The sequence below is a fragment of the Lentibacillus cibarius genome (genome assembly GCF_005887555.1).
In the GTDB taxonomy this organism is placed as follows: domain Bacteria; phylum Bacillota; class Bacilli; order Bacillales; family Amphibacillaceae; genus Lentibacillus; species Lentibacillus cibarius.
This window is the reverse complement of sequence record NZ_VCIA01000001.1, coordinates 593,721-618,963: the sequence shown is the minus strand read 5'-3', so window position 1 is coordinate 618,963 and position 25,243 is coordinate 593,721. Positions and strand designations below refer to the sequence as shown.

The window sequence follows — 25,243 nt, the reverse complement described above, 5'->3', positions numbered from 1 at the left end:
ATTCGTACATTGGCTTTTTTGGTTTATAATATTGTACCGGACGATTAGTATTACTTTTTACTTGAGCAATAATCGCCGGATGGAATGTAATCCCGTTAGGAACAGGCTCTATACTAAATGTGGTGGTGTCTCCAGTATTATCAATACTTCAAATGAAGACAAAAAAATACACTCAATCCCCTCTCTTTTGTTAACCTAGAGTTGTCCACACAAAAGGTCAAAGGAGAGGGAAAGAGTGCAAAATCATTTTATCATAGAAATGCTGGGGATTAAAGATAAGCATGTAGATGTTTGGGATATGACTAGTGAACCAGATAAGTTTTATGTAGAGCTTTATACGAAAGTGAAAACGCAGAAGTGCCCATTCTGTAAGGAAAAAACTAAGCGTGTCCATAGTTACCGTAATCAGCAGATTCAGGGGCCAATCGTATCAAATAAGCCAGTGAAAATCTCTTTGAGAAAGAGGCGGTATTTGTGTGTGAATTGCCGGCATACCTTTTATGAAAAACTTCAAATGGTGGACCGGTATCAACGTTGCACAAGCTCGGTTCAAACAACTGCATTAACGTACACAGGTGTGGGTTCATTCACGACTGCTGCACAATTAACAGGCATGAGTTCTAACAGGTTATTGCGTATATTCGATCGCAGGGACATAAAAACCAAGAAGGTGCTGCCCCGTGCAATCGCCATTGATGAATTTAAAGGGGATGCTGGTGGGGAAAGATTCCAAACCGTTATAGCTGATATCGAACATAAAGAGATTATTGATGTATTACCTGACAGAAAGGTAGATACCATTAAAAGATATTTAAAATCTTGTGACACCAGTAATGTTGAAATCGTAGTCATGGATTTATCCAGATCCTTCAAACAAGCAGTACAGAAAGCCTTAGGTGATCCGTTAATCATCGCTGATCGTTTTCACTTTATGCGACAAGTCTATTGGGCGCTGGATAGTGTGCGGCGAGAAGTGCAACATGACCTTGAAAAGAATGAACGAATCCGAATGAAGCGAAGCAAAAAATTATTGTGGAAATCCCAATATAAATTAACTGATGAACAAAAGGAAAAAGTAAATCAATTACTACAGATTCATCCCCGATTAAAAGAAGCATATGAACTAAAAAACAAGCTCGATCAATGGTTTAAAGAAAGTGATAAAATCACAGCGACCCAAGGATTTGAAGAATGTTTATCGGCTATGAAAGCCTCTAATATTGAAGCATTTCACAAAGTCATGAAGACATTTAAACGCTGGAGGCAGGAAATTCTACAGTCCTTTATGTACCCGTTCAATAACGGATATATTGAAGGTGTAAACAACACGATTAAAGTGGCCAAACGTATGTCATATGGAATTAAAGATTTTAAACGCTTGAAAAAGAAAATACTGTGGCGACAAGAGGTTAGAAGGGCTTTGGCATAAAATGCCCCAAAGCCTAGGAAGTAAAAAGAGATGGTGGAGTGAAAATCACACCACCACATTTGACAGAGAACCTAGGAACAACAGAGTTACACGACTCGGGTTAAAAGTCGCGCGACCCAGCCCGAAACTCGCGCGAAAAACAGAAAAACCCCCTAAGTCATGTGAATTTATGACAGAAACGGGGGTAACAAATATCTTAGGCGAAAAAAGAATTAATTTCATTCGTGGATAGATAATGTCCTATATAAAAACTACCAAAAATTCCGTATTTAGCGCTTACTTCATCAAAACGCGTTTCATAAATCAGTTTTTTGAACTGAAGCGGGTCATCACAAAACAAGGAAACGCCCCATTCATAATCATCAAGCCCCATGGCTCCGGTTATGATACGTTTAACATTTTCTGTATATGGCTTGCACGTTGCAATATGCTCGTACATCAACTGAGCACGTTCATCCTTTGGAAGTGTGTACCAATTATTTGTTTCTCCGCGCGATTTACTCATAGGATAAAAGCAAATATAGTCCGTTTTTGGAATCATCGGATATAACTTTTTCAGCATTTCCGGATCTTTGTATGGATCTGTCTCACGCTTGGAGTAGGTGCTTTTTTCTATAATGGATACATATGAGTACGTTGGCAGTGTATAGTGAGCAAGTTTTGTCTTATTGAACTGATTCTCCAAATGATTTATATCTTTCATGTTTGGACGTAATACCATAAACATAAGGTCGGCTTTTTGCCCAACAATGGAGTATAATGCATGACTACCTTGTTCTGCATCTTCAGTGTCTTGCCACTGTTTGAGCAGTCTATGGAATTCATCAAGTGCTGCTTGTTTTTGGCTTTCTGTTGCTTGCTGCCATTTTTCCCAATCGATTTTCCTTAAATCATGCAATGCATACCATCCGTCAAATGTTTCAACTGATTCTGCCATTTCGTATTCCTCCCTAAAGAATTAACAATCTAATTTAATCGTATTCCTTTCCACTGACAGGGACTGTGATAAATATCACATTTTAAAGTGACTAATTTATGACGACTTAACAGTTCTTTTAATAACTCGTGCGTCACATCGCTAATCGAATTAGCAAGTTGGTCCTGTGTGCGGCAGACTAAATTCGTCGCATCTCCTGATAGCATCTGTACTAGCACGACCTGTGTGTCGAAACTCCTACTGGTTGAAGTTACACTTATCGCGATACAAAAAGCGCACCTATTTTATAGATGCGCTTTCCAATCAGCCCCATTTAAAATGGCTGGTTATTTTTATTCATTTGAGAAACAACTGGGATCATTTGTTGCATAGCTTGTCCGAAGTTACGATTATTTTTTGTCATACTGTAATACGTTGCTGCTCCGACCCCGACAGAAGCAATCAGGGGAAGCCAGATATTATTGTTCTGCATTACTGCTTCATTCCTTTCTTTATATTAAAATCCCTTTACATTATTAGTTTTACTTAATCAGCAGAAAAAATGCCCGGAATCAACTGCCAGCTGGACGAGCTTCTGATGCCGCATTCATTCCAGCAATACGACCAGTGACTAACGCGGAAGTAATGTTGTAGCCGCCAGTATAGCCATGGATATCCAGGATTTCGCCACAGAAAAAAAGTCGATGCATGATTTTTGACTGCATAGTCTTTGGAACGATTTCTTTAATGGACACACCGCCGCCGGTAACAAATGCTTTACGGAGCGGTAGAGAGCCATGAACGTAAAATTGAAACTTTTTCATTTGCTGTACGAGACTACGGATGACTTCATTCGCGGCAATAGCAGCTTTTTGGTCTCCATCAATGCCATTTTGTGCAAACATGTGATCCAGTAGTCGTTCGGGAATCGTACCTTTTAAAACATTTCGTATGGTTTTTTTAGGATTACTGTCAATAGCTTGTGTCAAGGACTGTACTAACAGTTGTTCAGACGAATCCGGAAAGACATCGAGCTGCATTCGTACAGCTTCACGTCCTTTCATCAGTTCTTTTACGACAAATTGTGAACACCGCAGAACAGCTGGCCCGGAAATACCAAAGTGTGTAAAAATCATATCCATTTGGTGCGTAATGATTGGTTTGTTCTTTTTATTTAACACGGATAAGGCGACATTTCTCAGAGATAATCCCTGCAGGCGTTTATGTTGGATGAATGGTTCATTTGATGTCAGTGCTACTTCCGTTGGATATAATTCGGTAATGGTGTGTCCGGCCTTTTTTGCCCATGCATAGCCATCCCCGGTTGAGCCTGTGTGTGGGACCGCTTTGCCTCCAACTGCAATGATCAGTGATTTAGCATTAATCTTAGGCCCATCCTCCAAAATGACAGTATGCTCGTCCTCAGCATAATGAACTGCTTTCACTGGTGTGTTCATCCGCACGTCGACATTTAGTTTGTCTAGCTTACTGACGAGCGCATTCACAACTGTTTTGGCAGAATTAGTAACAGGAAACATGCGGCCGTGATCTTCCTCTTTCAGCTGCACGCCCATCTCTTCAAAATAATTGATGATATCATAGTTATTAAAGACAGAGAAAGGACTATATAAAAATTTTCCATTTCCGGGAATGTGCCGGATCACTTCCTCCTCGGGAAGCCTGTTCGTCACGTTACAGCGTCCCCCACCGGAAATGGCAAGTTTGGTTCCGAGCCTTTTTCCTTTTTCAAGTAGTATAGTTTTTGCTCCATGTTCGGCAGCAGCAATGGATGCCATTAACCCCGAGGGTCCGCCGCCGATGACAGCTACATCGTAAGACAATTTACCTCATTCCTTTCGCGAATATCTTACCATGAATCCCGGTATAAAGTGAAACAGCAAGTGGAATTTACAGGCTGAAAGTGACGTTATCCATATGATCTATGATAAAATAATGTTATATGTAATTTACACGTTGATGCAGGTGAAAAAATGTCGAATATCGTAAAGGGAACGATGTTGCTTACCAGTGCAACATTTTTATCGAAGTTTTTAGGAATGATTTATGTTATTCCATTTAATGCGCTCGTTGGAGAAACAGGTGGAACATTATTTCAGTTCGCTTATACGCCTTATAATATTTTGATTAGTATTTCCACAATAGGTGTACCACTAGCTGTTTCTAAATTTGTATCGAAATATAATGCTCTTGGTGATTATGAAACAGGCATGCGGATGTTTAAAGCGGGCATGATGTTAATGGCGGCAACTGGTTTTATTGCTTTTTTAACATTATTTTTCAGTGCCGGCTTTTTGGGTGAGCAAATGATAACCAACGAAGAAGCAGGTAGTATTACTGCTGCGGACGTAGCCATGGTTATTCGAATGGTAAGTGTCGCACTATTAATTATTCCGTCAATGAGCATTGTTCGCGGTTTTTTTCAGGGACACGAATCAATGGGGCCAACAGCTGTTTCGCAGGTTGTAGAGCAGATTGTTCGGATTGGTTTTATCCTAATTGCTGCATTTGTTATTAAGGTAGTCCTTGATGGGTCAACAACCATTGCAGTGGGTTTTTCCACTTTTGCGGCATTTATTGGTGCGCTGGCATCATGTGTTGTCTTATGGGTATACTGGCGGCGTCGCAAAAATCATTTATATACACAGATACACCAACAACGCTACACATATGATTTATCAATGAAAAGTTTATTCGTTGAGCTATTCCGGTATGCTGGTCCGTTTGTGCTTGTCGGCGTTGCAACACCATTATATCAATTGGTTGATCAGTTTACATTTGAACGGGCAATGACCGCTATTGGGAAAAGGGATTTGTTTGAAATAGCGAATGCGGGCATCAATTTTTACGGTCATAAACTGGTTATTATTCCAGTAACAATAGCGACAGGTCTGTCTCTTGCTATTATTCCCGCACTGACGAAAACATTTACACAGAATAACCGATTATTAATGAATCAACAGATTAATCAGGCGCTGCAAATTGTGCTTGTTCTTGTTGTTCCGGCAGTGGCTGGGCTATCGATCCTCTCTAATGTTGCATATGGATCGCTGTATGGCATGGATAACATTCATATTACAGGGACCTTGCTTGGCTGGTATGCGCCGGCAGGGTTATTGTTTGCGCTATTCACCGTTACATCGTCCATTCTACAGGGAATCAATGAACAACGGTTTGCCATTGTTAGTTTAGCTGGTGGTCTGCTGGTCAAAGTGCTGTTCAACATACAGATGATTCATATGTTTGGTGCAAAGGGTGTTATTTTCAGTACATTGCTTGCGGTTGGAACAGCGGTTGCTTTGAATTTATGGCGTATTCGTACAGCCATTCAATTTCCGTTCAGACAAACGTTTAAACGATTTTTGTTGATTGGCATTTTTACCGGAATCATGTGTATGGCCATCTGGGGTGTAAAAGCGGTGTCCGGAACCTTTCTAGCATATGAAACAAGCCGTGCTTCAGCAATTTTGGTACTGATAACAGGTGTTGGTATCGGTGCTGGAATCTATCTTTGGTTCAGTTATCGGTCCACATTGCTTGAACGGGTGTTGGGAAATCGTGTAAAGGTGTTGGATCGTTTATTTCAGAAGTAAAGGAGGCAAAAAGGATGCGTCTTGACAAATTGTTGGCAAATATGGGGCATGGAAGTAGGAAGGATGTCAAAGCACTAGTTAAGAAGAAAAAAGTGGCTGTTAATGGAGAAATAACGAAGGACACTGGATTTCAGTTAGACCCGGAAAAAGATATGGTGACCGTAAATGGGGAAATGGTTCAATATCGAAAGTACATTTATTTAATGATGAATAAGCCACCAGGTTATGTTTCGGCAACCGTCGATGATCGTGAAAAAACGGTTATTGACCTACTGCCGAACGATTATCAGATTTTCAGTCCATTCCCTGTAGGCAGACTTGATAAGGATACAGAAGGACTGTTGCTCGTTACAAATGATGGAGAGCTGGCTCATCAGCTGACTTCACCAAAGAAAAATATTGAGAAAACGTATTATGCTGAAATCAATGGACGCATAACAGATGTGGATAAAGAAAAGTTTGCTGATGGGATTGTATTGGATGATGGTTATAAAACCAAGCCAGCCGTATTGACCATTTTACAGGCCGGGGTAATTTCGGAAGCAGAAATAACGGTGACGGAAGGAAAATATCACCAAGTAAAAAGGATGGTGGAAGCAACCGGAAAAAGAGTGCGTTTTTTAAAACGGCTTCGAATGGGGAACCTACGACTGGATCCAGACTTAAAACCTGGTGCGTTCCGTGAACTTACATCCGTTGAAGTAGACATGCTTCAAAAGTGAAAAGCTGACAGTTAACGTGCCAGCCTTATTTCACTTCAATTCAATAAAGGTTGTACCTCAGGATGGTGAGGTTTCCAATAACACTCGCGCTGTAGGAGAATAATACGTCGTCGGAATTGTTTCAGGATATACTGACAGGTTTATTCGTAATTTTCCATTTGCCGCGGACAGGGCTTTCTACAAGTCCGTTATAGGTGAGAATATGCAAGTCTCGTTGGACGGTCCGGTCAGTTGTTCCAAATTCATCCGCAATGTCTTTGGTTGAAACTGTCCCTTTTTCCCTGATATAAAGGTAAACAGCTTTCACTCTCGTCAGCATACGCGATGTTGTTTGATTCAAAAAACCACTCCCTAATGAATTTCATTATCTTGTGGTGCTCGTGAATCTACCCTAATTTAATTTTACACTTGTTTTCATTTGAATAAAAGCGAAAAGTATGTTTGTTTTGAAAACTTGACATCTTACTAAAAGTATACGATAAAAATAGAAAAAGATGAGGAATGAATATGAACTTGTCACATTATTTTATTGCTATTCCTTTGCCACGCTTCCTTAAGCGGTTATTCGCGGAATGGCAATCAGGTTTGCAAAAATATTTGCCGTATAAGCAATGGACACATCAGGAGGATTTCCATATTACACTGAAGTTTCTCGGCCCTGTTTCACAGATGCAACTTTATAAATTATTAGATTCATTGCATGCTGTCGAAGGAATTCCTGCGTTTCGTGTACATGCCCAGGATTTAGGCACGTTTGGTAATCCCGTTAAGCCACGTGTTTTATGGGCTGGTGTGGAAAAAAAGGAAGAATTGCTTCAACTGCACCATTGTGTGGAAGGAGCAGCTACCGAGGCTGGTTTCCAGCGGGATAGCCGTACATTTGCGCCACATATAACCTTGGCTAAGAAGTGGAATGGTGGAAAAATGAACGTGAACAGCTGGCTGGAACAATACAGTGGGCAGCATATTTTTAATGTTGATCAGGTTGTCGTGTACAAGATTTTTCCGGGACGAACACCTAAGTATACAGCCGTTGAAACGTTTGATTTGTCAAGGAGGGGAACTGAGTGGCACAGCTGATAAAGCTGGAGGACTATATATCCCGGTATGAATGGAATGTGTATCGATATCCTAGTCAGTTTATACGGATGAAACAGGATAATTGGAAGAAACTCCGATACCAGTGGATGGAAGAAACAACAATGCAACAGACGGAGAGTAGTCAACAGAATGCCGTCTTTTCCAGCTGGAGGACATTTTTTAAAAGGAGAAGCCGGCAGCCAGAACCGGATACGACACATGAGGAAACCAATTCTTTAACAGAAAAACAATTAAGACAATATTTTTTAGATAAGGTGTTTCCATTACAATTGAAATGGGCTACATCGACAATAACGGATGTATCTTTTATGAAACAAAGTTATGATCATGATATGATACTGAAGTACTTTCTCCAGCGGTTTCCGGACACGTATCTAATCATGTATTACCCGATTTTTAATATAAAAAAAGCACCGGTGGATGGGGAAATTATCATGATCGGTCCAATTGGCATTGATATCATTTATCTGCTGGAACAAGATACTGGAACAACCATTATTGCTGATGATGATCGTACCTGGTCAACAGTGGGAAATAAAGCCAACAACAAAACTAAAATATTAAGTCCAGTGCTCACGCTCAAGCGAACAGAACAAATCATAAAAAGCATACTGCATAAAGAAAGCGACACTTTTCCGGTGAACAAAGTGGTATTATCCCGGACTAACACAATCACCGACCAGTTAGAACCATTTAACACAAACATCGTCGGGAAAAAGGAATACGACAACTGGTTCGCGGAAAAACGTAAGCTTATTTCCCCTTTGAAAAATAGGCAGTTAAAGGCAGCAGCGTTGTTACTGAAACACTGTCAGACGACTTCGGTGAAACGTCCGGAATGGGAAGAGGATAACCACTCTTTTTCAATGGGGGAAAACGAGGATAACTAACCTTTAGAGGTAAGTTCTGTGCAAAAACCGGTTAAGTCAACTGAACGATAATTTTCGCTTGAAAATGAAACAGATTTCCGATAACCTAATTTCATGTCTGTTTTTTGGATGGAAAATTTGAATGATTTGAGGTATAGTATGGTGAATTGGCTTCAACAAGCAGTAGGAAAAGAATGGAATATTACTCCGGCCGGTGGATTGACAGGTGATGCTTATATTGCAGAAAAGGATAATCAGCGTCTTTTCCTTAAACGGAATTCATCTCCTTTTTTGGCCGTTCTATCAGCTGTAGGGATTGTCCCGAAGCTTGTATGGACGAAGCGTATGGAAAATGGTGATGTCATCACCGCCCAGGAATGGCTTGAGGGCAGGGAACTGAAGCCGGTGGAGATGCAGCATTACCGAGTGGCCGCGCTGCTAGCCAAAATCCACCAGTCATCAGAATTGTTGCATATGCTCATGCGACTGGGTAAAAAACCGGTGACAGCAGATGAGCGTTTCAATGAAATAGTTGCCCGATTAAAAACGAATGGGCTAATGGAACTTTATGAAGAGATACGAGAAGCGATTGATTATTTAGCGCGTCTGCTTCCTGTCACACGCAATCAGCAAAAAGTTGTTTGCCATTGTGATTTAAATCATCATAACGTTATATTAACTGATAAAGGACAGCTCTATCTTGTGGATTGGGATAATGCAATGATTGCAGACCCGGCCATGGATTTCGGGCTTGTTTTAAAATGGTATATACCGCAAGAAGACTGGAATGAGTGGCTGCGCCGTTATGGAACAGCCAAGGATAATCAATTGATTGAGCGAATCCATTGGTACCTAATTTTGGATGCACTTTTCTATTTGAATTGGCATTATGAACGGAATGAACTGGCGAAAGCCCATGAACGCCTGTCCGATCTACGAAATTTGAATGAACATGTAGGTATAGCTATTTTTGGCTATTCCCGTTAATGGCATTCACCCACGACTCAATGTTCATTTGATTGGCACGGACGTGTTCTTCATCGTTTTGGGCAAATTCTCCTTGCCGACCATAATTGTAAATTTCCGGTAATAATTGCAGCAATTGTTCATCCGAAATACTATTTTCTGCCATAAAAGATTGTACGAGCCGTTTGATTTGCTGATATTCAGAAGCGGCACCACAGCAATCTTCTGTTTGTTCTGTCAGAATATCATGTAAAAGCTGTAATTGATTGTGTACAGTTAATGTCATTGTACTCACCTCAGCACATAGTTTGGACAAATATTTGATATCTATGCTTAGGAAAAGGGAGGTGCATAAAGGATGCGACAACGTCATAGACCGTGGGCGGACGACTTCTTACGGGATAACCCTCATCTCGTGATTGCAGACCCAAAGGAAAAGAAAGGTAGATGGCAGGAAATATTCGGAAACGACCGACCAATCCACTTGGAAATAGGAACCGGTAAAGGACAGTTTATAACCGGGATGGCCGAAAAGAACCCGGAAGTCAATTTCATTGGAATCGAATTGGCTAAAAGTATTATTGTAATGGCAGGGACGAAACTCAAGAACTCCGGAATGAAAAATGCGCTGCTTATACATGTGGATGCAGCTAACTTGAAGGAACTCTTCGATGAAAATGAGATTTCGTCTATTTATTTAAACTTTTCCGATCCGTGGCCCAAAAAGCGTCACGCCAAAAGACGGTTGACCTTCCATACATTTTTAGAACAATATAAGCACATTTTACAGCCTGAAGGGGAGGTCACGTTAAAGACGGATAACAAAGGACTGTTCGAGTATTCACTTGTCAGCTTTTCCGAATTCGGACTAACATTAAAAGAAGTGAATTTGGACTTGCATAGCGAGGGAGACCAACAAAATGTCATGACCGAATACGAAGAAAAGTTTGCGGCAAAAGGGCAGCCGATTTATCGCTGTCGGGCTCAATTTGCTTAGAACCCATCTCACGGGTTCTTTTTTAAATGAGTTTTGCAATCGTTTACATTTTAGCATCGATTCGCTACACTAAAAGTAAAGGCAAAGGAGGATGAAACAATGGATACGATGCAGATTGGACGGGCTAAACTGACATGGCTTAACGGAGGTGTAAACTTCCTTGATGGCGGGGCTATGTTTGGTGTTGTTCCGAAAGCACTTTGGGGAAAGAAGTATCCGTATAATGACAAAAATCAAATTGAGTTGCGGACAGATCCAATTTTGCTGCAACTTGACGGCAAAAATTATATGATCGATTCTGGTATGGGTAATGGGAAGTTAACGGACAAACAGATTCGCAATTTCGGTGTCCTTGAAGAATCGTCCATTGATCAGTCACTTGGTGAGTTAGGACTTTCTACTGATGATATTGATGCTTTACTGATGACACACTTGCATTTTGACCATGCATGCGGACTGACGAAACCCACTGATAACGGTTATGAATCCGTTTTTAAAAATGCTGTCATACATGTTTCCCAAGTTGAATGGGATGAAATGCGGAACCCCAACATCCGTTCTGTGAATACATATTGGGAAATGAACTGGAAGCCAATTCAGCAGCAAGTTCAGCCGTTTGAACAAGAAATCACTATTACCAATGGGCTAAAAATGGTTCATACCGGTGGTCATAGTGATGGGCATTCGATTCTTTTATTTGAAGATGATGATCATACCTGGATTCATATGGCCGATATTATGCCGACTCATGCACACCAAAATAAATTGTGGGCTTTGGCTTATGACGATTATCCGGTAACGTCTGTACACCAAAAAGAAAAATGGATGGATTACGGGTATAAGAAGAAAGCGTGGTATACATTTTATCATGACGCGTATTACCGTGCGATTCAGTTTGATGAATCAGGAAGCCGAATTGATCAAGTTGAGCGGGAGCGATATGACTATAATTAAGCGTGCTTTCAAAAAGGCTTACTTGGGATATCCCTTTAAGCCTTTTTTGCAGATTATTCAACTTTCGATGAACACATAAAACTTGGAAGAATGAATTTGTACCTCTCTACATAAAAATACAGACGCTATTCTCTTTGGGAAATAGCGTCTGTACTGCAATTTCTAATGCTTTTAATCATTTGAAATGCTAAATGTCATCCGGTTTCGCGATGAACCTCGTAAGTTATGCTGTTTCTGCGGATTCGATTACAGCCCCGGTGTCAACGTCAATGAAAAATTCGTACTGTTTGTTTTCACCGTCAATATTGCGGGTGATACCACCACGGTAGGCGTTATACAGCAGTCCGTTTTTTTCATATTCCTCAGGTTTCATATAAATCCATGAACCACTAATCGGTCCTTGCTTATTAAAGGCTTCTTTTGCCTTTTTTAGTGCTTTTTCAGGTGTAATCTTCTGGTACCGATCTAGCTGCTGCTTTACTAAAAACCCTGCGGCAATACCTGCACCGGCTACGATAACTGCATTTCTGGCTTTCATCATTTAGTCACCTCTGGAAATGAATTTATATGCTTACTTATCTACTAACCATTATAACGGATTGAAATCCATAATAAAAACAATAAACGGTGGAATGGTGGAAAAACAAAGCAATTTTCCGCTATACTAAACGTATTACATAATTGGGAGGGAATATGAATGAACAGGGAAACAATGGATTTGTTTAAAAATTTGACAGAGTTGCAGGGTGCTCCAGGAAATGAACATCCTGTAAGAAGGTTTATGCGGGACAAACTGGAAACATACGCTGATAAAGTGATTCAGGATAATCTCGGTGGTGTTTTTGGTGTTAAAGACGGGGATGGGCCTCGTGTTATGGTTGCCGGCCACATGGATGAGGTAGGATTTATGGTTACCCAAATTACAAAAAATGGCATGATTCGCTTCCAGACACTTGGCGGCTGGTGGAGCCAGGTCTTATTGGCTCAACGTGTACAAGTGATGACTGATGACGGTCCTGTCATCGGTGTTATTGGTTCGACACCACCACATAATTTAACACCCGAACAGCGAAAAAAACCGATGGACACCAAAGACATGCTGATTGATATTGGTGCTGACGACAAGGAGGATGCTGAAAAAATTGGCATTAGGCCCGGACAGGCCATTGTACCCATTTGCCCATTCACACCGATGGCTAATGAGAAAAAGATTCTAGCTAAAGCATGGGATAATAGGTATGGCTGTGGATTGTCGGTTGAGCTCTTGAAGGAACTACAGGGAGAAACCCTTCCAAACCAACTGTATTCCGGTGCAACCGTTCAGGAAGAAGTAGGATTGCGCGGGGCCAAAGTTGCTGCTAATATGATTCAACCTGATATTTTCTATGCGCTTGATGCATCTCCTGCCAATGACATGTCAGGTGCTGAAAAAGAATTCGGCCAGTTGGGCCAAGGCGCTTTATTGCGTATTTTTGACCGAACAATGATCACGCATCGTGGAATGCGAGAATTTATTCTAGATACAGCTGAATCCAATGATATTCCGTATCAATATTTTATATCACAAGGCGGCACGGATGCAGGAAGTGTACATGTTTCCAATGAAGGCGTCCCATCGGCGGTTATCGGGATATGTTCCCGCTACATCCATACATCGTCATCAATTATCCATGTAGACGATTATCAGGCAGCGAAAGAACTATTAGTAAAGCTTGTTAAATCTACAGATAAGAATACAGTTGAAACAATTAAGTCGAAGTAAAGGTATTGATGACCATGAATATTATTGTTGGTTCTAACAACCCTGCTAAAATCGCAGCCGTAACGGACATTTTTTCCCAGGATAAAATTACTGGAATACAAGCACCATCACAGGTTAGTGCACAGCCGTTTTCTGATGCTGAAACTAGACTAGGAGCGATCAATCGAGCTACGTACTGCCTTCAAGAGGCGTCAGGGGATATCGGTGTAGGACTTGAGGGAGGTGTCATGTACGTCGATAACGGGTTATACTTATGTAACTGGGGTGCACTTGTGACGAAGAATAACAACGTTTTCACGGCGAGCGGTGCTAGAATATTACTACCTTCTGAAATTGAGAACGAATTGAATGAAGGAGTTGAACTTGGAGACGTAATGGATGCGTATGCTAAACGTCAGGATGTTCGGAAAAAAGAAGGTGCTATTGGCATTTTTACCAATGAACGTATATCACGAAAAGAGATGTTTGTCCATGTCGTTAAGCTACTGTATGGTCAGTGGGAGTATGCAGGCGTATAGATAGAATGAAGCAGCGGTTGTGTTAACCGCTGCTTTTACAATCATTCATAAATATAGCTTTATACATCCAATGCCTGATCAATTGTTTCTACGGTTACATTTGCCTTATTGGAAAGCTCTTTCAACGGGTGAATCAGGGACTTCGGTCGTACAATGATTGTCGGTTTGTTCATCGTGATGGCAGCACTTGCATCCATTGCTGTGTTCCACTGTTTATATTTTTCCCCGAACAGTGCAATAACAACATCTGACTTCTGCATAAGTACTTCTGTACGGAAGTTATTGATAGCAGATGCTGCATCGTCTCTGTAAATTTTCCCCGGCTGTTCGCCTAGTACAGCTTCGCCAATGTCGTCTGAGCGGTCATGATTTGTCTGCGGTGACACAAATGTCAGTGGGAGTTCTTTTTCACTGGCTTTAGCCTTTAATTGTTCTCGCCAATCATCATGGATTTGACCAGCCAAATAAACTGTTAACTTCATAAAAACCCCTCCATTTATACACAATTTAATTCTATCTTATCTTTTTTTTTCGGCTAACGCCAACCAAATATGTTCGAAATAAAAAAATTGCTTGAACTTCCTGAAAGAAGCGAACTTAGTCTGCCTTTTTCTTCCCGCAAGAGAATCACCTTTCATTACGGACAACTATGTCACTGAAAAACAAACGATTAAATACATAGCATTCAAAAAGGTTCGTTTGATTACAAAGGTCGGTACTAATAAAATTGGTTCCCTTGTCAAATTTTAAATTCGTAGTAAGATATAGTGGGGAAAACGTACTAGAGGTGGGGAAGACATTGCGAAGATTACTATATGCTATAACCGTTTTATGCAGTATGGTTATTTTGACCGGTTGTGGTATCGGGCAGTCGGAGAAAGAGGCTGTTCAAAACGCTGGTGATACTGCTAAAGAGCTTTTTCAAGAAGATCACACAATGGACACCAACCATGAGCTGGACACTTTTGCTATATATGTGCCACGTGGATTGGACGTTAGCAAGGAAGAGGAAAGTAACGTCATTTTGAAAGATGGCAACCAAACTTATATTGTGTTCTATAATGAGCTAGAGGGGCCAAAGAGCAAATTAAGCTATCATACAGCAGCAGCAAAAAAAGACGAGGCATTGCTTCTTAAGGCCTTTAAGGATAAAAATAAATTCGGCTATATCCGGATTATGCCTCCTAATGAGAGTGACAGGTATGAATTGCAAATAGGTGTCGGCGGGGTCAAAATTACTACCAACACACCGAAAAGAAAACTGGATAGTGATGCAGATGCAATGATGAAAATGGCACGGTCGATAGCACTCGAAAATAGTGAAACAACCCAAAAATAGTTACACGATACTGCCGGCGGAAATGCATGTTCATTTTGGCCGGTTTTTTCTGAGAAGATAAGTTACGTCGCTACGACGCACAGGACGTGCTAGTGCAGGCGCCCTTGGAAAAGAAAGGCAGCTTTTAGCTTTTTGTGTGATGTGTTGCGACTTTCTTTGTTTTATACGTCGGAGCCCTGCTTAAAAATTTGACCTACCTCACACATCAAGTTAATTGAATCGAGTCGCAATCAAAGATATGATAGTGATTACAATGGAGGTAGATGTATATGAAATCACTTGAATCAGTTGAACAGTTAAATGATCATATCAATAGTAAAAATGTAGTTCTAGTATTTTCTGCTGACTGGTGCCCGGATTGTCGCGTCATTGAACCGGTGTTACCGGAAATTGAAGAAGCCTATCCGAATTTCACGTTTATTTTAGTTGACCGTGATCAGTTTATCGATATTTGTCAGGAATACGATGTGTTCGGTATTCCAAGCTTTATCGCATTCAAAAATGGGAAAGAAGTTGACCGGTTCGTCAGCAAAGATCGAAAAACAAAAGATGAAATTCTGGCATTTATGGAAAAAGCGGACGGTTAAGGGAGGTTAAAGGATGTCGAAAATGACAAGCATCAAAATGAAAAAAATGATTGAAGATCGGATTGCCAGGCCTGAATTCAGAACATCGTACAACCGTGATAAAGACACGTTTCGCATCGAGTGGCAAGATACTGGGCAGGGCATGACCATCACCCTTCCCAATGTTATCGCTAAATACAATGAACGCGGAGAGGCTGCTGTTGACGATCTTGAGGAACATGTACTGGAAGCGCTAAGGATTATGCATGAAACGCATGAATTATCAGGCATGGAAAAGCAAATTTATCCAGTCATCCGCGCTACATCATTCCCGACAGAAACCAATGCTGGAACGAAACTTGTCTATAAGGAACATACGGCAGAGACGCGTGTTTTTTATGCGTTGGATCTTGGCAAGTCCTATCGCCTTATTGATGAACCAATGCTTGAACAGGAAGGCTGGTCATATGGCTGGATTGATGAAATCGCATCCTTCAATGTTCGGTCACTGGCGAATGACTATAAAAAGGATACAGTGGCGGAAAATGATTTTTACTTTGTGGCCAAACAAGATGGCTATGATGCTAGCAGAATCTTAAACGAAGCGTTCCTCGAAGAAATGCTGGCGAATGCGAAAGGGGAATTGGCTGTAGCCGTCCCTCATCAGGATGTGCTGATTTTTGCGGATATCCAGAATAAAGCCGGTTACGATATACTGGCGCAAATGACGATGAAATTTTTCGCGGAAGGTCGTATACCGATTACGTCCCTGCCATTTATCTATGAAGATAAGACATTGGAACCTGTTTTCATACTTGCTAAAAATAGACCGGAAAAGAAATAAATCACTAGAAAGGACTGAAGCAAATGGATGTTTTTTACAACCCCAAGGCTGCCGGAGATGTACTTATTATTCCAATCAAAGAAGGAAACCGTTATGATAAGATGCATGAAAATTATGGAGATGTAACGAAAATAACGGATGAAAAAGGTGATTTGTTAGGCTATAATCTATTTAACGCGTCTTCCTATGTTAGTTTGGATGGCAAGGGAAAAATAACGATGACGGAAACACTGCTTGACCAGCTAAAGAAAGCCTTCGCCAAAAATAACTTGCAAGATTCACTTGATTTTGACTTGAGCCCCTCGTTTGTCGTTGGCTATGTTAAAACAAAAGAACAGCATGAAAATGCCGATAAACTAAGTGTTTGTCAGGTTGAAACAGGTGATGAACAGCTGCAGATTGTCTGTGGGGCACCCAATGTGGAAGCAGGACAGAAAGTGGTTGTGGCAAAAGTCGGTGCGGTCATGCCCAGTGGTATGAAAATAAAAGCAACCGAGCTACGTGGGGTACCTTCTAATGGGATGATTTGCTCGCAAAAAGAACTCGGACTGCCTGACGCTCCTGAAGAGAAAGGTATTTATGTTCTTGATGAATCCTACGAAACAGGTCAGCCATTTGAGTTTTAATAAACCTAAACTTAACTATGCTGTCTTATTAAAAACTTGGCATCACTTCATCTTGTAGAAAATGCTGAAGTTTTTTATTGTAAATCACCGATAGATGATATAACAAAGGCGCTGGAGCCGGACGTGGATTAACCTAGCAAGTAAAAGTTATATCGCTAAATTTTATAGTTTCTTATCTTTCAAAAAACAACCTGCGTCTTTTTGACAAAGGTTGTTTTTTATACTCCCATTTGAAGCAAATAATTGGTAAACTGGAACTAGTGCTAATTTGATAGAAATGAGTGGATACATATGTGGGATAGATGGAAGAAGAAACTCAGCAACCTTTTTTTTGAGAAAACGGAAGAAAACGATGATGAATCAGCACCTGTGGAATGGGATTACGGTAAACGGGAATTACGCACGAGAATGACCTATCAATATCCGGCACGAAAACCATTTCGCTTTCCTGTCATCCCTGATACCCCCTCTCAGGAACCAGATGATTCTGATAAGCCGGCTTTTGCAAGAAAACAAACGGAAAATCAAGCGAAAACGGATGAGGAACAGCCGGAAGAGGTAGACTTGAAAGACAGGCAGATTTATAGGCCGGATCCTGATAAGCCGTTTACCCCCAGTGATGTCCCGTCACCGATTTATGGTTTTCAACATCGGGAAAAAAGGGAAGAGCGACGTACCGAAATACCGGCATTTCAACGAAAACAGGAAGAACAGTCGGAACCGGTGAGAGAACAGGAACAGTCAACGGAACCAGTATTATATACCACTCTGACAGCCAATGAGAATGAAAGTACAGATGACCCTGAAGGAAACAGTCAACCGGATGCGATTGTGGAGGAACACACGAAAGCGGATGCGGCCGAAGAACCTAGGAATGAACGTCGGGAAGAGAAAAATCAATATCCGCGAAAACGTCAGGTCCAACAAAATGGATCGAACAGCGGTAAACCTTTGCCATTCAATGTGATGATGTCAGCAAATGACAAATTAAAACAAAAGCAGACTGTCAAAACTAGAAAACCCGAGCCCGTTAGTTCGACAATGAAACATAAATCAGTCGAAACAAATACGATACCATACTATTTATTGGATGACCCTGAGCCCAAAAGCACGCAGGATGCATTATGGATGAACAGTGAAAAAGAACTGCTTGAAAAAACGCTTGAACATTTCCATGTACGGGCTAAAGTCGTTCGCACAACCCAAGGTCCATCGGTGACAAGATTTGAAGTACAACCGGAGCCCGGGGTGAAAGTAAGCAAAATTAAAAACCTGAGTGACGATTTGAAATTGAATATGGCGGCTAAAGACATTCGGATGGAAGCGCCCATTCCCGGGAAAAGTACGATTGGGATCGAAATTCCTAATCAGCATGCACAAAAAGTAGGATTGCAGGAAATTTTCAGTTCGGAGCGTTTTCAATCAAGTACTTCTCCTTTGACGGTTGGATTGGGATTAAACATTGAGGGCGAACCACAAATAACGGATATCCAAAAAATGCCGCATGGGCTAATCGCCGGCGCAACCGGATCAGGTAAAAGTGTTTGTATCAACGCCATTTTAATCAGCCTTTTATATAAAGCGAACCATGAGGATGTCAAATTTTTGATGATTGATCCAAAGATGGTTGAATTGGCCCCCTTTAATGGCATTCCACACCTCCTATCACCGGTGATAACGGACGTTAAAGCGGCAACTGCTGCTTTGAAATGGGCGGTTAGTGAAATGGAAGAACGCTATGACGCGTTTGTGCGGGAAGGTGTTCGAGACATTAAGCGATTTAACAAAAAGATGGAACGGGAATATCGTCACAAAGATAAAATGCCGTTTATTGTTATCGTGATAGATGAGCTTGCTGACTTGATGATGGCCGCACCACAAGACGTAGAGGATGCCATCAGCCGGATTGCTCAGAAAGCTCGAGCATGTGGTATTCATCTGCTGCTTGCCACCCAGCGGCCATCCGTCGATGTTATTACAGGGTTGATTAAAGCAAACATCCCAACCCGGATTGCCTTCAGTGTATCGTCACAAGTTGACTCCAGAACTATTCTCGATGTGAGTGGCGCTGAGAAATTGCTTGGCTACGGAGATATGCTGTTTACAGAAAATGGATCAGGTAAAAGTGTGCGGATTCAGGGAGCGTTCGTTTCTGACGATGAAATTGATCGTGTCGCAGATTATGCCCGTTCCATTGCTGAGCCTGAGTACCAGTTTGAACAGGAGCAACTGCTTGCCCAAGTTACGAAGGATGACGAGACAGATGAGTTACTTGATGAAGCGATTGATTTCGTTGTGCAGCATAATCGTGCAAGTACGTCCTTATTACAAAGGCAATTTAAAATTGGCTATAACCGTGCTGCCAGGTTGATGGATGCCATGGAAAACGAGGGAATTATAGCACAACAAAATGGGAGCAAACCTCGTGAAGTGTTGGTGAGCGCTGCACAAGTTAGGAAAGGGTAGTCTGCTTGTCTCGTTTCAGTTATTCTTATATGATAAGAGGGAATGAATGTCACAAAATCTTTTATGTTTACGAGGAGAAGCGGTATGAAGGAAATTACTAAAAAATTAAATGGCGACATTAAACGTTTGACGAATAAAACGTTCAAGTTTGATGAACGGATTAAAGATGGATGGTTTTCTGCTGTATATTTCCTAAAGACGAAGGAAATTGCCGAAAAAATGCAGCCTAATAATCATGTAACAATGCAATTTTTTCAAAAAAATAATGAAGCCGTGCTATGTGGTACGGATGAAGCGATAGCGCTGGTTCATACATTTGCTGATAAACCAGAGGAATTGGAAATCCACTCGCTGAAAGATGGAGACAAAATTGGTCCGTATGAAACTGTACTGACGATCTCCGGTGCATATCAGCAATTCGGTTTTTTGGAGGGGATTATTGACGGCATCCTGGGAAGAAGAACATCAGTGGCTACGAATGTATATAATGTCGTGAAAGCTGCCAGTTTATCCGGAAAACAAAAACCGGTTATTTTCATGGGCGATCGTGATGATCATTATACGCAACAGGCTGGTGACGGCTATGCCGCTTTTATCGGCGGATCAACCGCCCAGGCGACACATGCAATGAATGAATGGTGGGGTAAAGAAGGGATGGGCACGATGCCGCATGCAATGATCCAGTTGTTTCGTGGTGATGTCGTTGCGGCGTCAAAAGCCTATCATGAAATTTACCCCGAAGACGACCTCGTTGCTCTGGTGGACTACAATAATGATGTGATTACAGATTCATTAAAAGTGGCCCACGCATTCGGAGAGGAACTAAAAGCAGTTCGTATCGATACGTCCAGAACGCTTGTCGACAAATATTTTTTACGTAATCATCACTTGATGGGCACCTTTGATCCAAGGGGAACGAATCCGGAACTTGTCTTTGCTTTAAGAAAAGCACTTGACGATGAGGGATTTTCCCATGTAAATATCATGGTCAGCGGCGGATTTACGGAGGAACGAATCAGTTATTTTGAAGAAAACGGTGTACCTGTTGATATGTATGGTGTCGGGGGGAGCTTGCTGAAAATCAAGATCGGCTTTACCGGAGATAATGTTTTGTTTAACGGTGTTCCGGAAGCCAAAGAAGGACGGCGCTACCGGCCAAATCAGCGAATGGAAAAGGTTGAATATTGCCCGCAGGATGATGATGAGTAAACCGTCGACCGGTATGACAGGGATTTAGCTATTTTATTCTTCACGGTTCTTTGCTATAATAGCTAAATAGCTGTGAGCCTCGGGCTATACGCGAAATTGTTTCAGACATAATTTTGGAGGTTCTTTTTTATGACAACTTACCATTTTATTGGTATCAAGGGAACCGGAATGAGTGCACTTGCTCACATTCTTCATGATTCTGGGGAAAGCGTGCAGGGGGCTGACGTTGAGAAACGATTTTTTACACAAAAAGCATTAGAGGAAAAAAACATTCCAATCTTCCCTTTTTCAGAAACGAACATTAAGGAAGGTTATACGGTTATCGCAGGTAATGCTTTTTCAGATAATCATCCGGAAATTAAAGAAGCACGAAGAAAGGGATTGACTTTCTACCGCTATCATGAATTTTTAGGGGAATGGTTGAAGCAGTATACAAGTATTGCAGTTACCGGTGCGCACGGAAAAACGTCGACAACTGGTTTGCTGGCACATGTACTTGATTCATCGTTCCCGATTTCGTATTTGATTGGTGATGGTACCGGGAAAGGTCATGTGGACAGTAAGTATTTCGTGTTTGAGGCGTGTGAATACCGACGTCACTTCCTTAGCTACAAACCGGATTATGCAATCATGACGAATATAGACTTTGACCATCCGGACTATTTTACAAGTATTGATGATGTTTTTTACGCTTTTCAGATGATGGCGGATCAAGTTAAAAAAGGTATTATTGCTTGTGGTGATGATGAACAACTGCAGCGAATACAGACAAAGGTTCCGGTAGTATACTACGGGTTTGCCAGTACCAATGATTTCCAGGCACAAAATGTAAAGGAAACAATGCACGGTACCGAATTTGATGTATTTGTACGTAACACGTATTATGATACATTCGCAATCCCGATGTACGGGGATCATAATGTTCTGAATGCCTTATCAGTTATTGCCATTTGTCACTATGAAGATATGAAAACAGATACGATAAAAGAATTAAGCAGTTTTACAGGTGTTAAACGGCGATTTACGGAAAAGCGAATTGGCAAACAGATTTTAATTGATGATTATGCACATCACCCTAAAGAAATTACAGCGACAATTGATGCTGCCCGGAAGAAGTATCCGGATAAACAAATTGCTGCTATCTTTCAGCCACATACATTTACCCGTACAAAAACCTTTCTTCAGGAATTCGCCGATAGTCTAAATCTTGCTGATGTGGTTTACTTGTGTGATATTTTCGGGTCAGCAAGAGAAGAAAGTGGAAAATTAACCATTCAAGATCTACAGGAACTTATTGACGGAAGTTCTATCCTTGATTTGTCTAATACGGAGGTGCTACTGGATACTACAGCCAGTGTGCTGCTTTTCATGGGTGCCGGGGACATCCAGAAGTTTCAAGAAGCTTATGAAAAACAGTTGATATCCGTGGGAAACGATAAAATGAATGCATGATTTAAAAAAGCCTGTACTGCAGGCTTTTTTAAAAGATTAGAAACTAGAAAATTTAGCGATATGACTTTTACTTACAAGGCTAAGCTACGTCCGGCTTCGACGCACAGGACGTGCTAGTGCAGGCGCCCGGACAGGACGTCGCGTTCCTAGCCTGCAAGGGCGCTTGCGCCTTTGTTCTCTTGTTTTTGTGTTTTGAAAGGAATTTCCGGCATATTTGTCGAAATGAAAGAAATAATTCGTTATAGTAAGAATAAGTGGATGTGCGTAAACGGATTTTTATGGATGGGTTTAAAAAATTAGGAACAGGGAATTTGTGATAAATAGAGTGTGCGCGCAATCGTCCGAATTGGGACAATCATTAGCGATGTAAATCTGTGGACACTACTAGTTCTTGTTCGTTATACCATTATCGGCTTGTTTATCCAGCATCCACTAATCTGTGTATTGACTGTTTAAATTTGAAGGAGCTGATTAGCTAATGGAACTCATGCTGTACATTTCTGCACTAATCGTAGCAGCTGCCGTTGTAGTGCTTGTCATTTATACGGTAGTCACGTTGAAAGCTTTGCAGCGTACACTAAATAATGCCCAGGGTACGTTGAAGAACCTGGAAGTGCAACTACAGGGGGTAACTACGGAAACAGCAGAATTGTTGAACAAAACAAATAAACTAGCAGACGATGTTAATCGAAAATCGGAAAAATTAAATGGTTTATTTGATGGGGCAGAAGGAATTGGAAAGACGGCAAACGATCTTAATGGATCATTGCGGGAGTTGTCGGACAATATATCAAAAACTGCCGCATACGATCAAGAAAAGGCCTCTGAAGTTTTGAAATGGGGCAATGCGATTGTTGAATTTTGGAAACGGAAAAAGAACAAGTGACTAAGGGGAGGAATTCGGATGGAAAACTGTGAAAATCAAAAATTTAATGGAAAAGAATTTGTTATTGGTTCAGTTATTGGCGCGACTGGTGGCGCTTTAACAGCGCTACTCCTGGCTCCGAAATCAGGAAATGAGTTACGCGGAGACCTTAACACAGGAGCAGCCGAATTAAAAAGTCGTGCCGGGGAATGGAAAAATACCGCCTATGACAAAGGCTCCGAATGGAAGAATAAAGCAGCGGAAACAACATCAAGATTTACACAAAAGGCACAGGAGCTAACTCGCATCAATGCGGGATAAGGGCACAAAGAATAACCACAATGGCAACATGACACATACAGCAATAGGAGTTGGGACATAACTAAAACGTTCAGCACTAAAGACGAAAGGTTGGACAAATTTAGCATCTTTCCTCAGCTGGTTTAGGCAAAAGCCCATTGTACGATAAAAAATCCGAACTGATTCGAAATCTAATGAAGCATTTTGAATCGTTCGGTTTTTTTGATTCCATACTTTTGTCCCAGTTTCTGTGTCGTGTACTGTTCCAAGGACGTTGCCTCAGGGGTTTGCTGGCAGTCATGAGTCGTGATTGAAGAATGAATCGATGTTAGTAGTGTTTTTATTTTTGTAAAAAAATTGCCGGATATAGGGGTGACAAAGAAAAGACTTTCCGATATAATGGTGTCTAATTATACAAATGTGGTTTATTTTCAGAATAAAAACGTAGCAGGAGGGGTTTGAATGACTAACGAATTAGAACAGCTGAGGCAACAATTGGATGGCATCAACGAACAGCTGCTTGATTTAATCAATCAGCGTGCTGAAATTGCCCAAGAAATCGGAAAGGTAAAAAATAAACAGAGTATTAATCGCTTTGACCCAGTCAGGGAACGAAAGATGCTGGATGAATTGACTGGGAAAAACGAAGGTCCGTTTGAAAATTCGACAATTGAGCATATTTTTAAAGAAATTTTTAAAGCCAGTCTTGAATTGCAGGAAGATGACCACCGGAAAGCATTGCTTGTTTCCAGAAAGAAGAAGCCGGACAATACGGTTATTGATATTAAAGGGGAAAAAGTCGGTGACGGAAATGTGCACCATGTAATGGGACCTTGTGCAGTTGAAAGCTATGAACAGGTCAAAGAGGTAGCCCAAGCGGTAAAAAATAAAGGAGGTAAGCTGCTGCGTGGAGGAGCTTTCAAACCAAGGACATCACCGTATGATTTCCAAGGGCTTGGTCTTGAAGGATTGCAGATACTCAAAAAGGTTGCCGATGAATTAGATATGGCGGTGGTTAGTGAAATTGTCAATCCGGCAGATATTGAAAAAGCAGCAGACTACCTTGATGTGATTCAGATAGGTGCACGGAACATGCAAAATTTCGAATTGCTTAAAGCAGCTGGAGAAGGAACGAAGCCTGTTCTTTTGAAACGTGGTATGTCGGCAACTATTTCAGAATTTTTAAATGCCGCTGAATATATTATTTCAAAAGGTAACGGAAATATTATCTTATGTGAACGCGGAATCCGCACGTATGAGAAAGCTACTAGAAATACACTTGATATTTCAGCAGTTCCGATTCTTAAACAAGAAACACACTTGCCTGTAATGGTGGATGTTACTCATTCTACTGGACGAAGGGATCTGTTACTACCGGCAGCAAGAGCGGCTCTAGCAATCGGTGCTGATGGGGTTATGGCCGAGGTTCACCCAGATCCGGCAGTTGCCTTATCAGATTCTGCTCAACAAATGGATATCCCTACATTTGAGCAATTTATGGATGAACTTAAATCATTCTCCGCACGCACACACGGTGAACCTGTATTGTAACAGGCGGCGAAATGACGCTTTAAGTGGCTAATATAATTCAGATGGCACCCGGTCTTGGGATACGAGACGGGTGCCATTTTAATTGCTTCTGGATGATAGATAGTAATGAAATAATACTGTTTTTGTTTATGATTAATTTTACTGTAGCTTCGTCTTTAAAACTAAACAGCATGCGGCTTT

The 25,243-nt window shown here is 41.2% G+C and carries 27 protein-coding genes; 20 read left to right on the top strand and 7 right to left on the bottom strand.

All coding sequences use genetic code 11. The annotated features are described in order from the left end of the window. Positions 1-235 precede the first annotated feature (235 nt). Complete coding sequence (locus tag FFL34_RS03145) at positions 236-1,429, top strand: ISL3 family transposase (RefSeq protein WP_138601336.1); 1,194 nt, start codon at positions 236-238, stop codon at positions 1,427-1,429. A gap of 196 nt (positions 1,430-1,625) precedes the next feature. Here FFL34_RS03145 and hemQ read toward each other — a convergent pair whose 3' ends face one another. The 3 genes from hemQ to FFL34_RS03135 form a co-directional block, all read right to left on the bottom strand. Beyond that, the gene (gene hemQ / locus FFL34_RS03140; RefSeq protein WP_138601334.1) at positions 1,626-2,366 is read right to left on the bottom strand and encodes a hydrogen peroxide-dependent heme synthase; all 741 of its coding nucleotides are present in this window, start codon (positions 2,364-2,366) and stop codon (positions 1,626-1,628) included. Positions 2,367-2,679: 313 nt separating this feature from the next. Further along, positions 2,680-2,838, bottom strand: coding sequence for a hypothetical protein (locus tag FFL34_RS18125; protein WP_171046250.1), 159 nt, complete (start codon positions 2,836-2,838; stop codon positions 2,680-2,682). A gap of 79 nt (positions 2,839-2,917) precedes the next feature. Continuing rightward, positions 2,918-4,186, bottom strand: a complete 1,269-nt coding sequence (locus FFL34_RS03135; protein ID WP_138601331.1) for a BaiN/RdsA family NAD(P)/FAD-dependent oxidoreductase — start codon at positions 4,184-4,186, stop codon at positions 2,918-2,920. Between the two features lie 150 nt (positions 4,187-4,336). Between FFL34_RS03135 and FFL34_RS03130 the strand changes: the two genes are divergently transcribed. Together FFL34_RS03130 and FFL34_RS03125 are read left to right on the top strand one after the other, a co-directional pair. After that, the gene (locus FFL34_RS03130) at positions 4,337-5,956 is read left to right on the top strand and encodes a putative polysaccharide biosynthesis protein (protein ID WP_138601329.1); all 1,620 of its coding nucleotides are present in this window, start codon (positions 4,337-4,339) and stop codon (positions 5,954-5,956) included. A gap of 14 nt (positions 5,957-5,970) precedes the next feature. Continuing rightward, positions 5,971-6,678 carry a pseudouridine synthase gene (locus tag FFL34_RS03125; protein WP_138601326.1) on the top strand — a complete coding sequence of 236 codons (708 nt, stop codon included), beginning with the start codon at positions 5,971-5,973 and terminating at the stop codon, positions 6,676-6,678. Between the two features lie 121 nt (positions 6,679-6,799). On the opposite strand, the gene FFL34_RS03120 is transcribed toward FFL34_RS03125, so the two are convergent. After that, complete coding sequence (locus FFL34_RS03120; protein WP_138601323.1) at positions 6,800-7,018, bottom strand: DeoR family transcriptional regulator; 219 nt, start codon at positions 7,016-7,018, stop codon at positions 6,800-6,802. Between the two features lie 167 nt (positions 7,019-7,185). On the opposite strand from FFL34_RS03120, the gene thpR reads away from it, so the two are divergent. The 3 genes from thpR to FFL34_RS03105 all read left to right on the top strand — a co-directional run bounded on the left by thpR (position 7,186) and on the right by FFL34_RS03105 (position 9,635). Then, on the top strand, positions 7,186-7,758 hold the full coding sequence (thpR, locus tag FFL34_RS03115) for an RNA 2',3'-cyclic phosphodiesterase (RefSeq protein ID WP_138601320.1): 573 nt from the start codon (positions 7,186-7,188) through the stop codon (positions 7,756-7,758). After that, the gene (locus FFL34_RS03110) at positions 7,746-8,669 is read left to right on the top strand and encodes an NERD domain-containing protein (protein WP_138601317.1); all 924 of its coding nucleotides are present in this window, start codon (positions 7,746-7,748) and stop codon (positions 8,667-8,669) included. Before thpR ends, FFL34_RS03110 begins: the two co-directional genes overlap by 13 nt. A 138-nt stretch (positions 8,670-8,807) precedes the next feature. Next, positions 8,808-9,635 carry a phosphotransferase family protein gene (locus FFL34_RS03105; RefSeq protein ID WP_138601315.1) on the top strand — a complete coding sequence of 276 codons (828 nt, stop codon included), beginning with the start codon at positions 8,808-8,810 and terminating at the stop codon, positions 9,633-9,635. Here FFL34_RS03105 and FFL34_RS03100 read toward each other — a convergent pair. Beyond that, entirely contained in the window at positions 9,613-9,900 is a 288-nt protein-coding gene (locus FFL34_RS03100; protein ID WP_138601313.1) for a YtzH-like family protein, read from the bottom strand. The two genes, FFL34_RS03105 and FFL34_RS03100, sit on opposite strands and share 23 nt — an antisense overlap. 72 nt (positions 9,901-9,972) lie before the next feature. Between FFL34_RS03100 and trmB the strand changes: the two genes are divergently transcribed. Then, positions 9,973-10,611 carry a tRNA (guanosine(46)-N7)-methyltransferase TrmB gene (gene trmB, locus FFL34_RS03095; RefSeq protein WP_138601310.1) on the top strand — a complete coding sequence of 213 codons (639 nt, stop codon included), beginning with the start codon at positions 9,973-9,975 and terminating at the stop codon, positions 10,609-10,611. Between the two features lie 99 nt (positions 10,612-10,710). Beyond that, the gene (locus FFL34_RS03090) at positions 10,711-11,565 is read left to right on the top strand and encodes a YtnP family quorum-quenching lactonase (RefSeq protein ID WP_138601307.1); all 855 of its coding nucleotides are present in this window, start codon (positions 10,711-10,713) and stop codon (positions 11,563-11,565) included. Positions 11,566-11,788: 223 nt separating this feature from the next. Here FFL34_RS03090 and FFL34_RS03085 read toward each other — a convergent pair whose 3' ends face one another. Then, positions 11,789-12,103, bottom strand: a complete 315-nt coding sequence (locus FFL34_RS03085) for a PepSY domain-containing protein (protein WP_138601304.1) — start codon at positions 12,101-12,103, stop codon at positions 11,789-11,791. A 159-nt stretch (positions 12,104-12,262) separates the two neighbouring features. Here FFL34_RS03085 and FFL34_RS03080 point away from each other — a divergent pair, with 159 nt between their 5' ends. Both FFL34_RS03080 and FFL34_RS03075 read left to right on the top strand, forming a co-directional pair. Beyond that, positions 12,263-13,327 (top strand): M42 family metallopeptidase, encoded by a 1,065-nt coding sequence (locus tag FFL34_RS03080; RefSeq protein ID WP_138601302.1) that lies wholly within the window; start codon positions 12,263-12,265, stop codon positions 13,325-13,327. A gap of 14 nt (positions 13,328-13,341) precedes the next feature. After that, positions 13,342-13,845 carry a DUF84 family protein gene (locus tag FFL34_RS03075; RefSeq protein ID WP_138601299.1) on the top strand — a complete coding sequence of 168 codons (504 nt, stop codon included), beginning with the start codon at positions 13,342-13,344 and terminating at the stop codon, positions 13,843-13,845. A 59-nt stretch (positions 13,846-13,904) separates the two neighbouring features. Here FFL34_RS03075 and FFL34_RS03070 read toward each other — a convergent pair whose 3' ends face one another. After that, complete coding sequence (locus FFL34_RS03070; RefSeq protein WP_138601296.1) at positions 13,905-14,327, bottom strand: YtoQ family protein; 423 nt, start codon at positions 14,325-14,327, stop codon at positions 13,905-13,907. Positions 14,328-14,644: 317 nt separating this feature from the next. Between FFL34_RS03070 and FFL34_RS03065 the strand changes: the two genes are divergently transcribed. From FFL34_RS03065 to FFL34_RS03020, 10 genes are all read left to right on the top strand, one after another. Continuing rightward, positions 14,645-15,184 (top strand): hypothetical protein, encoded by a 540-nt coding sequence (locus FFL34_RS03065; protein ID WP_138601293.1) that lies wholly within the window; start codon positions 14,645-14,647, stop codon positions 15,182-15,184. A 269-nt stretch (positions 15,185-15,453) separates the two neighbouring features. After that, positions 15,454-15,771, top strand: coding sequence for a thioredoxin family protein (locus tag FFL34_RS03060; protein WP_138601290.1), 318 nt, complete (start codon positions 15,454-15,456; stop codon positions 15,769-15,771). A 13-nt stretch (positions 15,772-15,784) separates the two neighbouring features. Then, on the top strand, positions 15,785-16,594 hold the full coding sequence (locus FFL34_RS03055; protein ID WP_138601287.1) for a DUF1444 domain-containing protein: 810 nt from the start codon (positions 15,785-15,787) through the stop codon (positions 16,592-16,594). A gap of 23 nt (positions 16,595-16,617) precedes the next feature. Continuing rightward, complete coding sequence (gene ytpR, locus FFL34_RS03050; RefSeq protein WP_138601284.1) at positions 16,618-17,220, top strand: YtpR family tRNA-binding protein; 603 nt, start codon at positions 16,618-16,620, stop codon at positions 17,218-17,220. Positions 17,221-17,511: 291 nt separating this feature from the next. After that, entirely contained in the window at positions 17,512-19,686 is a 2,175-nt protein-coding gene (locus tag FFL34_RS03045) for a DNA translocase FtsK (RefSeq protein WP_138601281.1), read from the top strand. An 84-nt stretch (positions 19,687-19,770) separates the two neighbouring features. Beyond that, positions 19,771-20,895: a nicotinate phosphoribosyltransferase gene (locus tag FFL34_RS03040; protein ID WP_138601279.1), complete on the top strand. Its 1,125-nt coding sequence runs from the start codon at positions 19,771-19,773 to the stop codon at positions 20,893-20,895. A gap of 129 nt (positions 20,896-21,024) precedes the next feature. After that, positions 21,025-22,347 (top strand): UDP-N-acetylmuramate--L-alanine ligase, encoded by a 1,323-nt coding sequence (gene murC / locus FFL34_RS03035; protein ID WP_138601276.1) that lies wholly within the window; start codon positions 21,025-21,027, stop codon positions 22,345-22,347. Between the two features lie 478 nt (positions 22,348-22,825). Next, the gene (locus FFL34_RS03030; protein WP_138601273.1) at positions 22,826-23,233 is read left to right on the top strand and encodes a DUF948 domain-containing protein; all 408 of its coding nucleotides are present in this window, start codon (positions 22,826-22,828) and stop codon (positions 23,231-23,233) included. Between the two features lie 18 nt (positions 23,234-23,251). Continuing rightward, entirely contained in the window at positions 23,252-23,533 is a 282-nt protein-coding gene (locus tag FFL34_RS03025; protein WP_138601270.1) for a YtxH domain-containing protein, read from the top strand. Positions 23,534-23,974: 441 nt separating this feature from the next. Next, positions 23,975-25,063 carry a bifunctional 3-deoxy-7-phosphoheptulonate synthase/chorismate mutase gene (locus tag FFL34_RS03020; protein WP_138601267.1) on the top strand — a complete coding sequence of 363 codons (1,089 nt, stop codon included), beginning with the start codon at positions 23,975-23,977 and terminating at the stop codon, positions 25,061-25,063. Positions 25,064-25,243 lie beyond the last annotated feature (180 nt).

What these genes read in the sequence shown, in the direction of transcription:
- trmB (WP_138601310.1), top strand. Translation starts at nt 9,973, where the DNA reads ATGCGACAACGTCATAGACCGTGGGCGGACGACTTCTTACGGGATAAC.
- FFL34_RS03130 (WP_138601329.1), top strand. Translation starts at nt 4,337, where the DNA reads ATGTCGAATATCGTAAAGGGAACGATGTTGCTTACCAGTGCAACATTT.
- FFL34_RS18125 (WP_171046250.1), bottom strand. Translation starts at nt 2,838, where the DNA reads ATGCAGAACAATAATATCTGGCTTCCCCTGATTGCTTCTGTCGGGGTC.
- ytpR (WP_138601284.1), top strand. Translation starts at nt 16,618, where the DNA reads ATGGATGTTTTTTACAACCCCAAGGCTGCCGGAGATGTACTTATTATT.
- FFL34_RS03055 (WP_138601287.1), top strand. Translation starts at nt 15,785, where the DNA reads ATGTCGAAAATGACAAGCATCAAAATGAAAAAAATGATTGAAGATCGG.
- FFL34_RS03085 (WP_138601304.1), bottom strand. Translation starts at nt 12,103, where the DNA reads ATGAAAGCCAGAAATGCAGTTATCGTAGCCGGTGCAGGTATTGCCGCA.
- FFL34_RS03020 (WP_138601267.1), top strand. Translation starts at nt 23,975, where the DNA reads ATGACTAACGAATTAGAACAGCTGAGGCAACAATTGGATGGCATCAAC.
- FFL34_RS03045 (WP_138601281.1), top strand. Translation starts at nt 17,512, where the DNA reads ATGTGGGATAGATGGAAGAAGAAACTCAGCAACCTTTTTTTTGAGAAA.
- FFL34_RS03075 (WP_138601299.1), top strand. Translation starts at nt 13,342, where the DNA reads ATGAATATTATTGTTGGTTCTAACAACCCTGCTAAAATCGCAGCCGTA.
- FFL34_RS03040 (WP_138601279.1), top strand. Translation starts at nt 19,771, where the DNA reads ATGAAGGAAATTACTAAAAAATTAAATGGCGACATTAAACGTTTGACG.
- FFL34_RS03025 (WP_138601270.1), top strand. Translation starts at nt 23,252, where the DNA reads ATGGAAAACTGTGAAAATCAAAAATTTAATGGAAAAGAATTTGTTATT.
- FFL34_RS03030 (WP_138601273.1), top strand. Translation starts at nt 22,826, where the DNA reads ATGGAACTCATGCTGTACATTTCTGCACTAATCGTAGCAGCTGCCGTT.
- FFL34_RS03125 (WP_138601326.1), top strand. Translation starts at nt 5,971, where the DNA reads ATGCGTCTTGACAAATTGTTGGCAAATATGGGGCATGGAAGTAGGAAG.
- thpR (WP_138601320.1), top strand. Translation starts at nt 7,186, where the DNA reads ATGAACTTGTCACATTATTTTATTGCTATTCCTTTGCCACGCTTCCTT.
- hemQ (WP_138601334.1), bottom strand. Translation starts at nt 2,366, where the DNA reads ATGGCAGAATCAGTTGAAACATTTGACGGATGGTATGCATTGCATGAT.
- FFL34_RS03080 (WP_138601302.1), top strand. Translation starts at nt 12,263, where the DNA reads ATGAACAGGGAAACAATGGATTTGTTTAAAAATTTGACAGAGTTGCAG.
- FFL34_RS03070 (WP_138601296.1), bottom strand. Translation starts at nt 14,327, where the DNA reads ATGAAGTTAACAGTTTATTTGGCTGGTCAAATCCATGATGATTGGCGA.
- FFL34_RS03090 (WP_138601307.1), top strand. Translation starts at nt 10,711, where the DNA reads ATGGATACGATGCAGATTGGACGGGCTAAACTGACATGGCTTAACGGA.
- FFL34_RS03100 (WP_138601313.1), bottom strand. Translation starts at nt 9,900, where the DNA reads ATGACATTAACTGTACACAATCAATTACAGCTTTTACATGATATTCTG.
- FFL34_RS03105 (WP_138601315.1), top strand. Translation starts at nt 8,808, where the DNA reads ATGGTGAATTGGCTTCAACAAGCAGTAGGAAAAGAATGGAATATTACT.
- murC (WP_138601276.1), top strand. Translation starts at nt 21,025, where the DNA reads ATGACAACTTACCATTTTATTGGTATCAAGGGAACCGGAATGAGTGCA.
- FFL34_RS03060 (WP_138601290.1), top strand. Translation starts at nt 15,454, where the DNA reads ATGAAATCACTTGAATCAGTTGAACAGTTAAATGATCATATCAATAGT.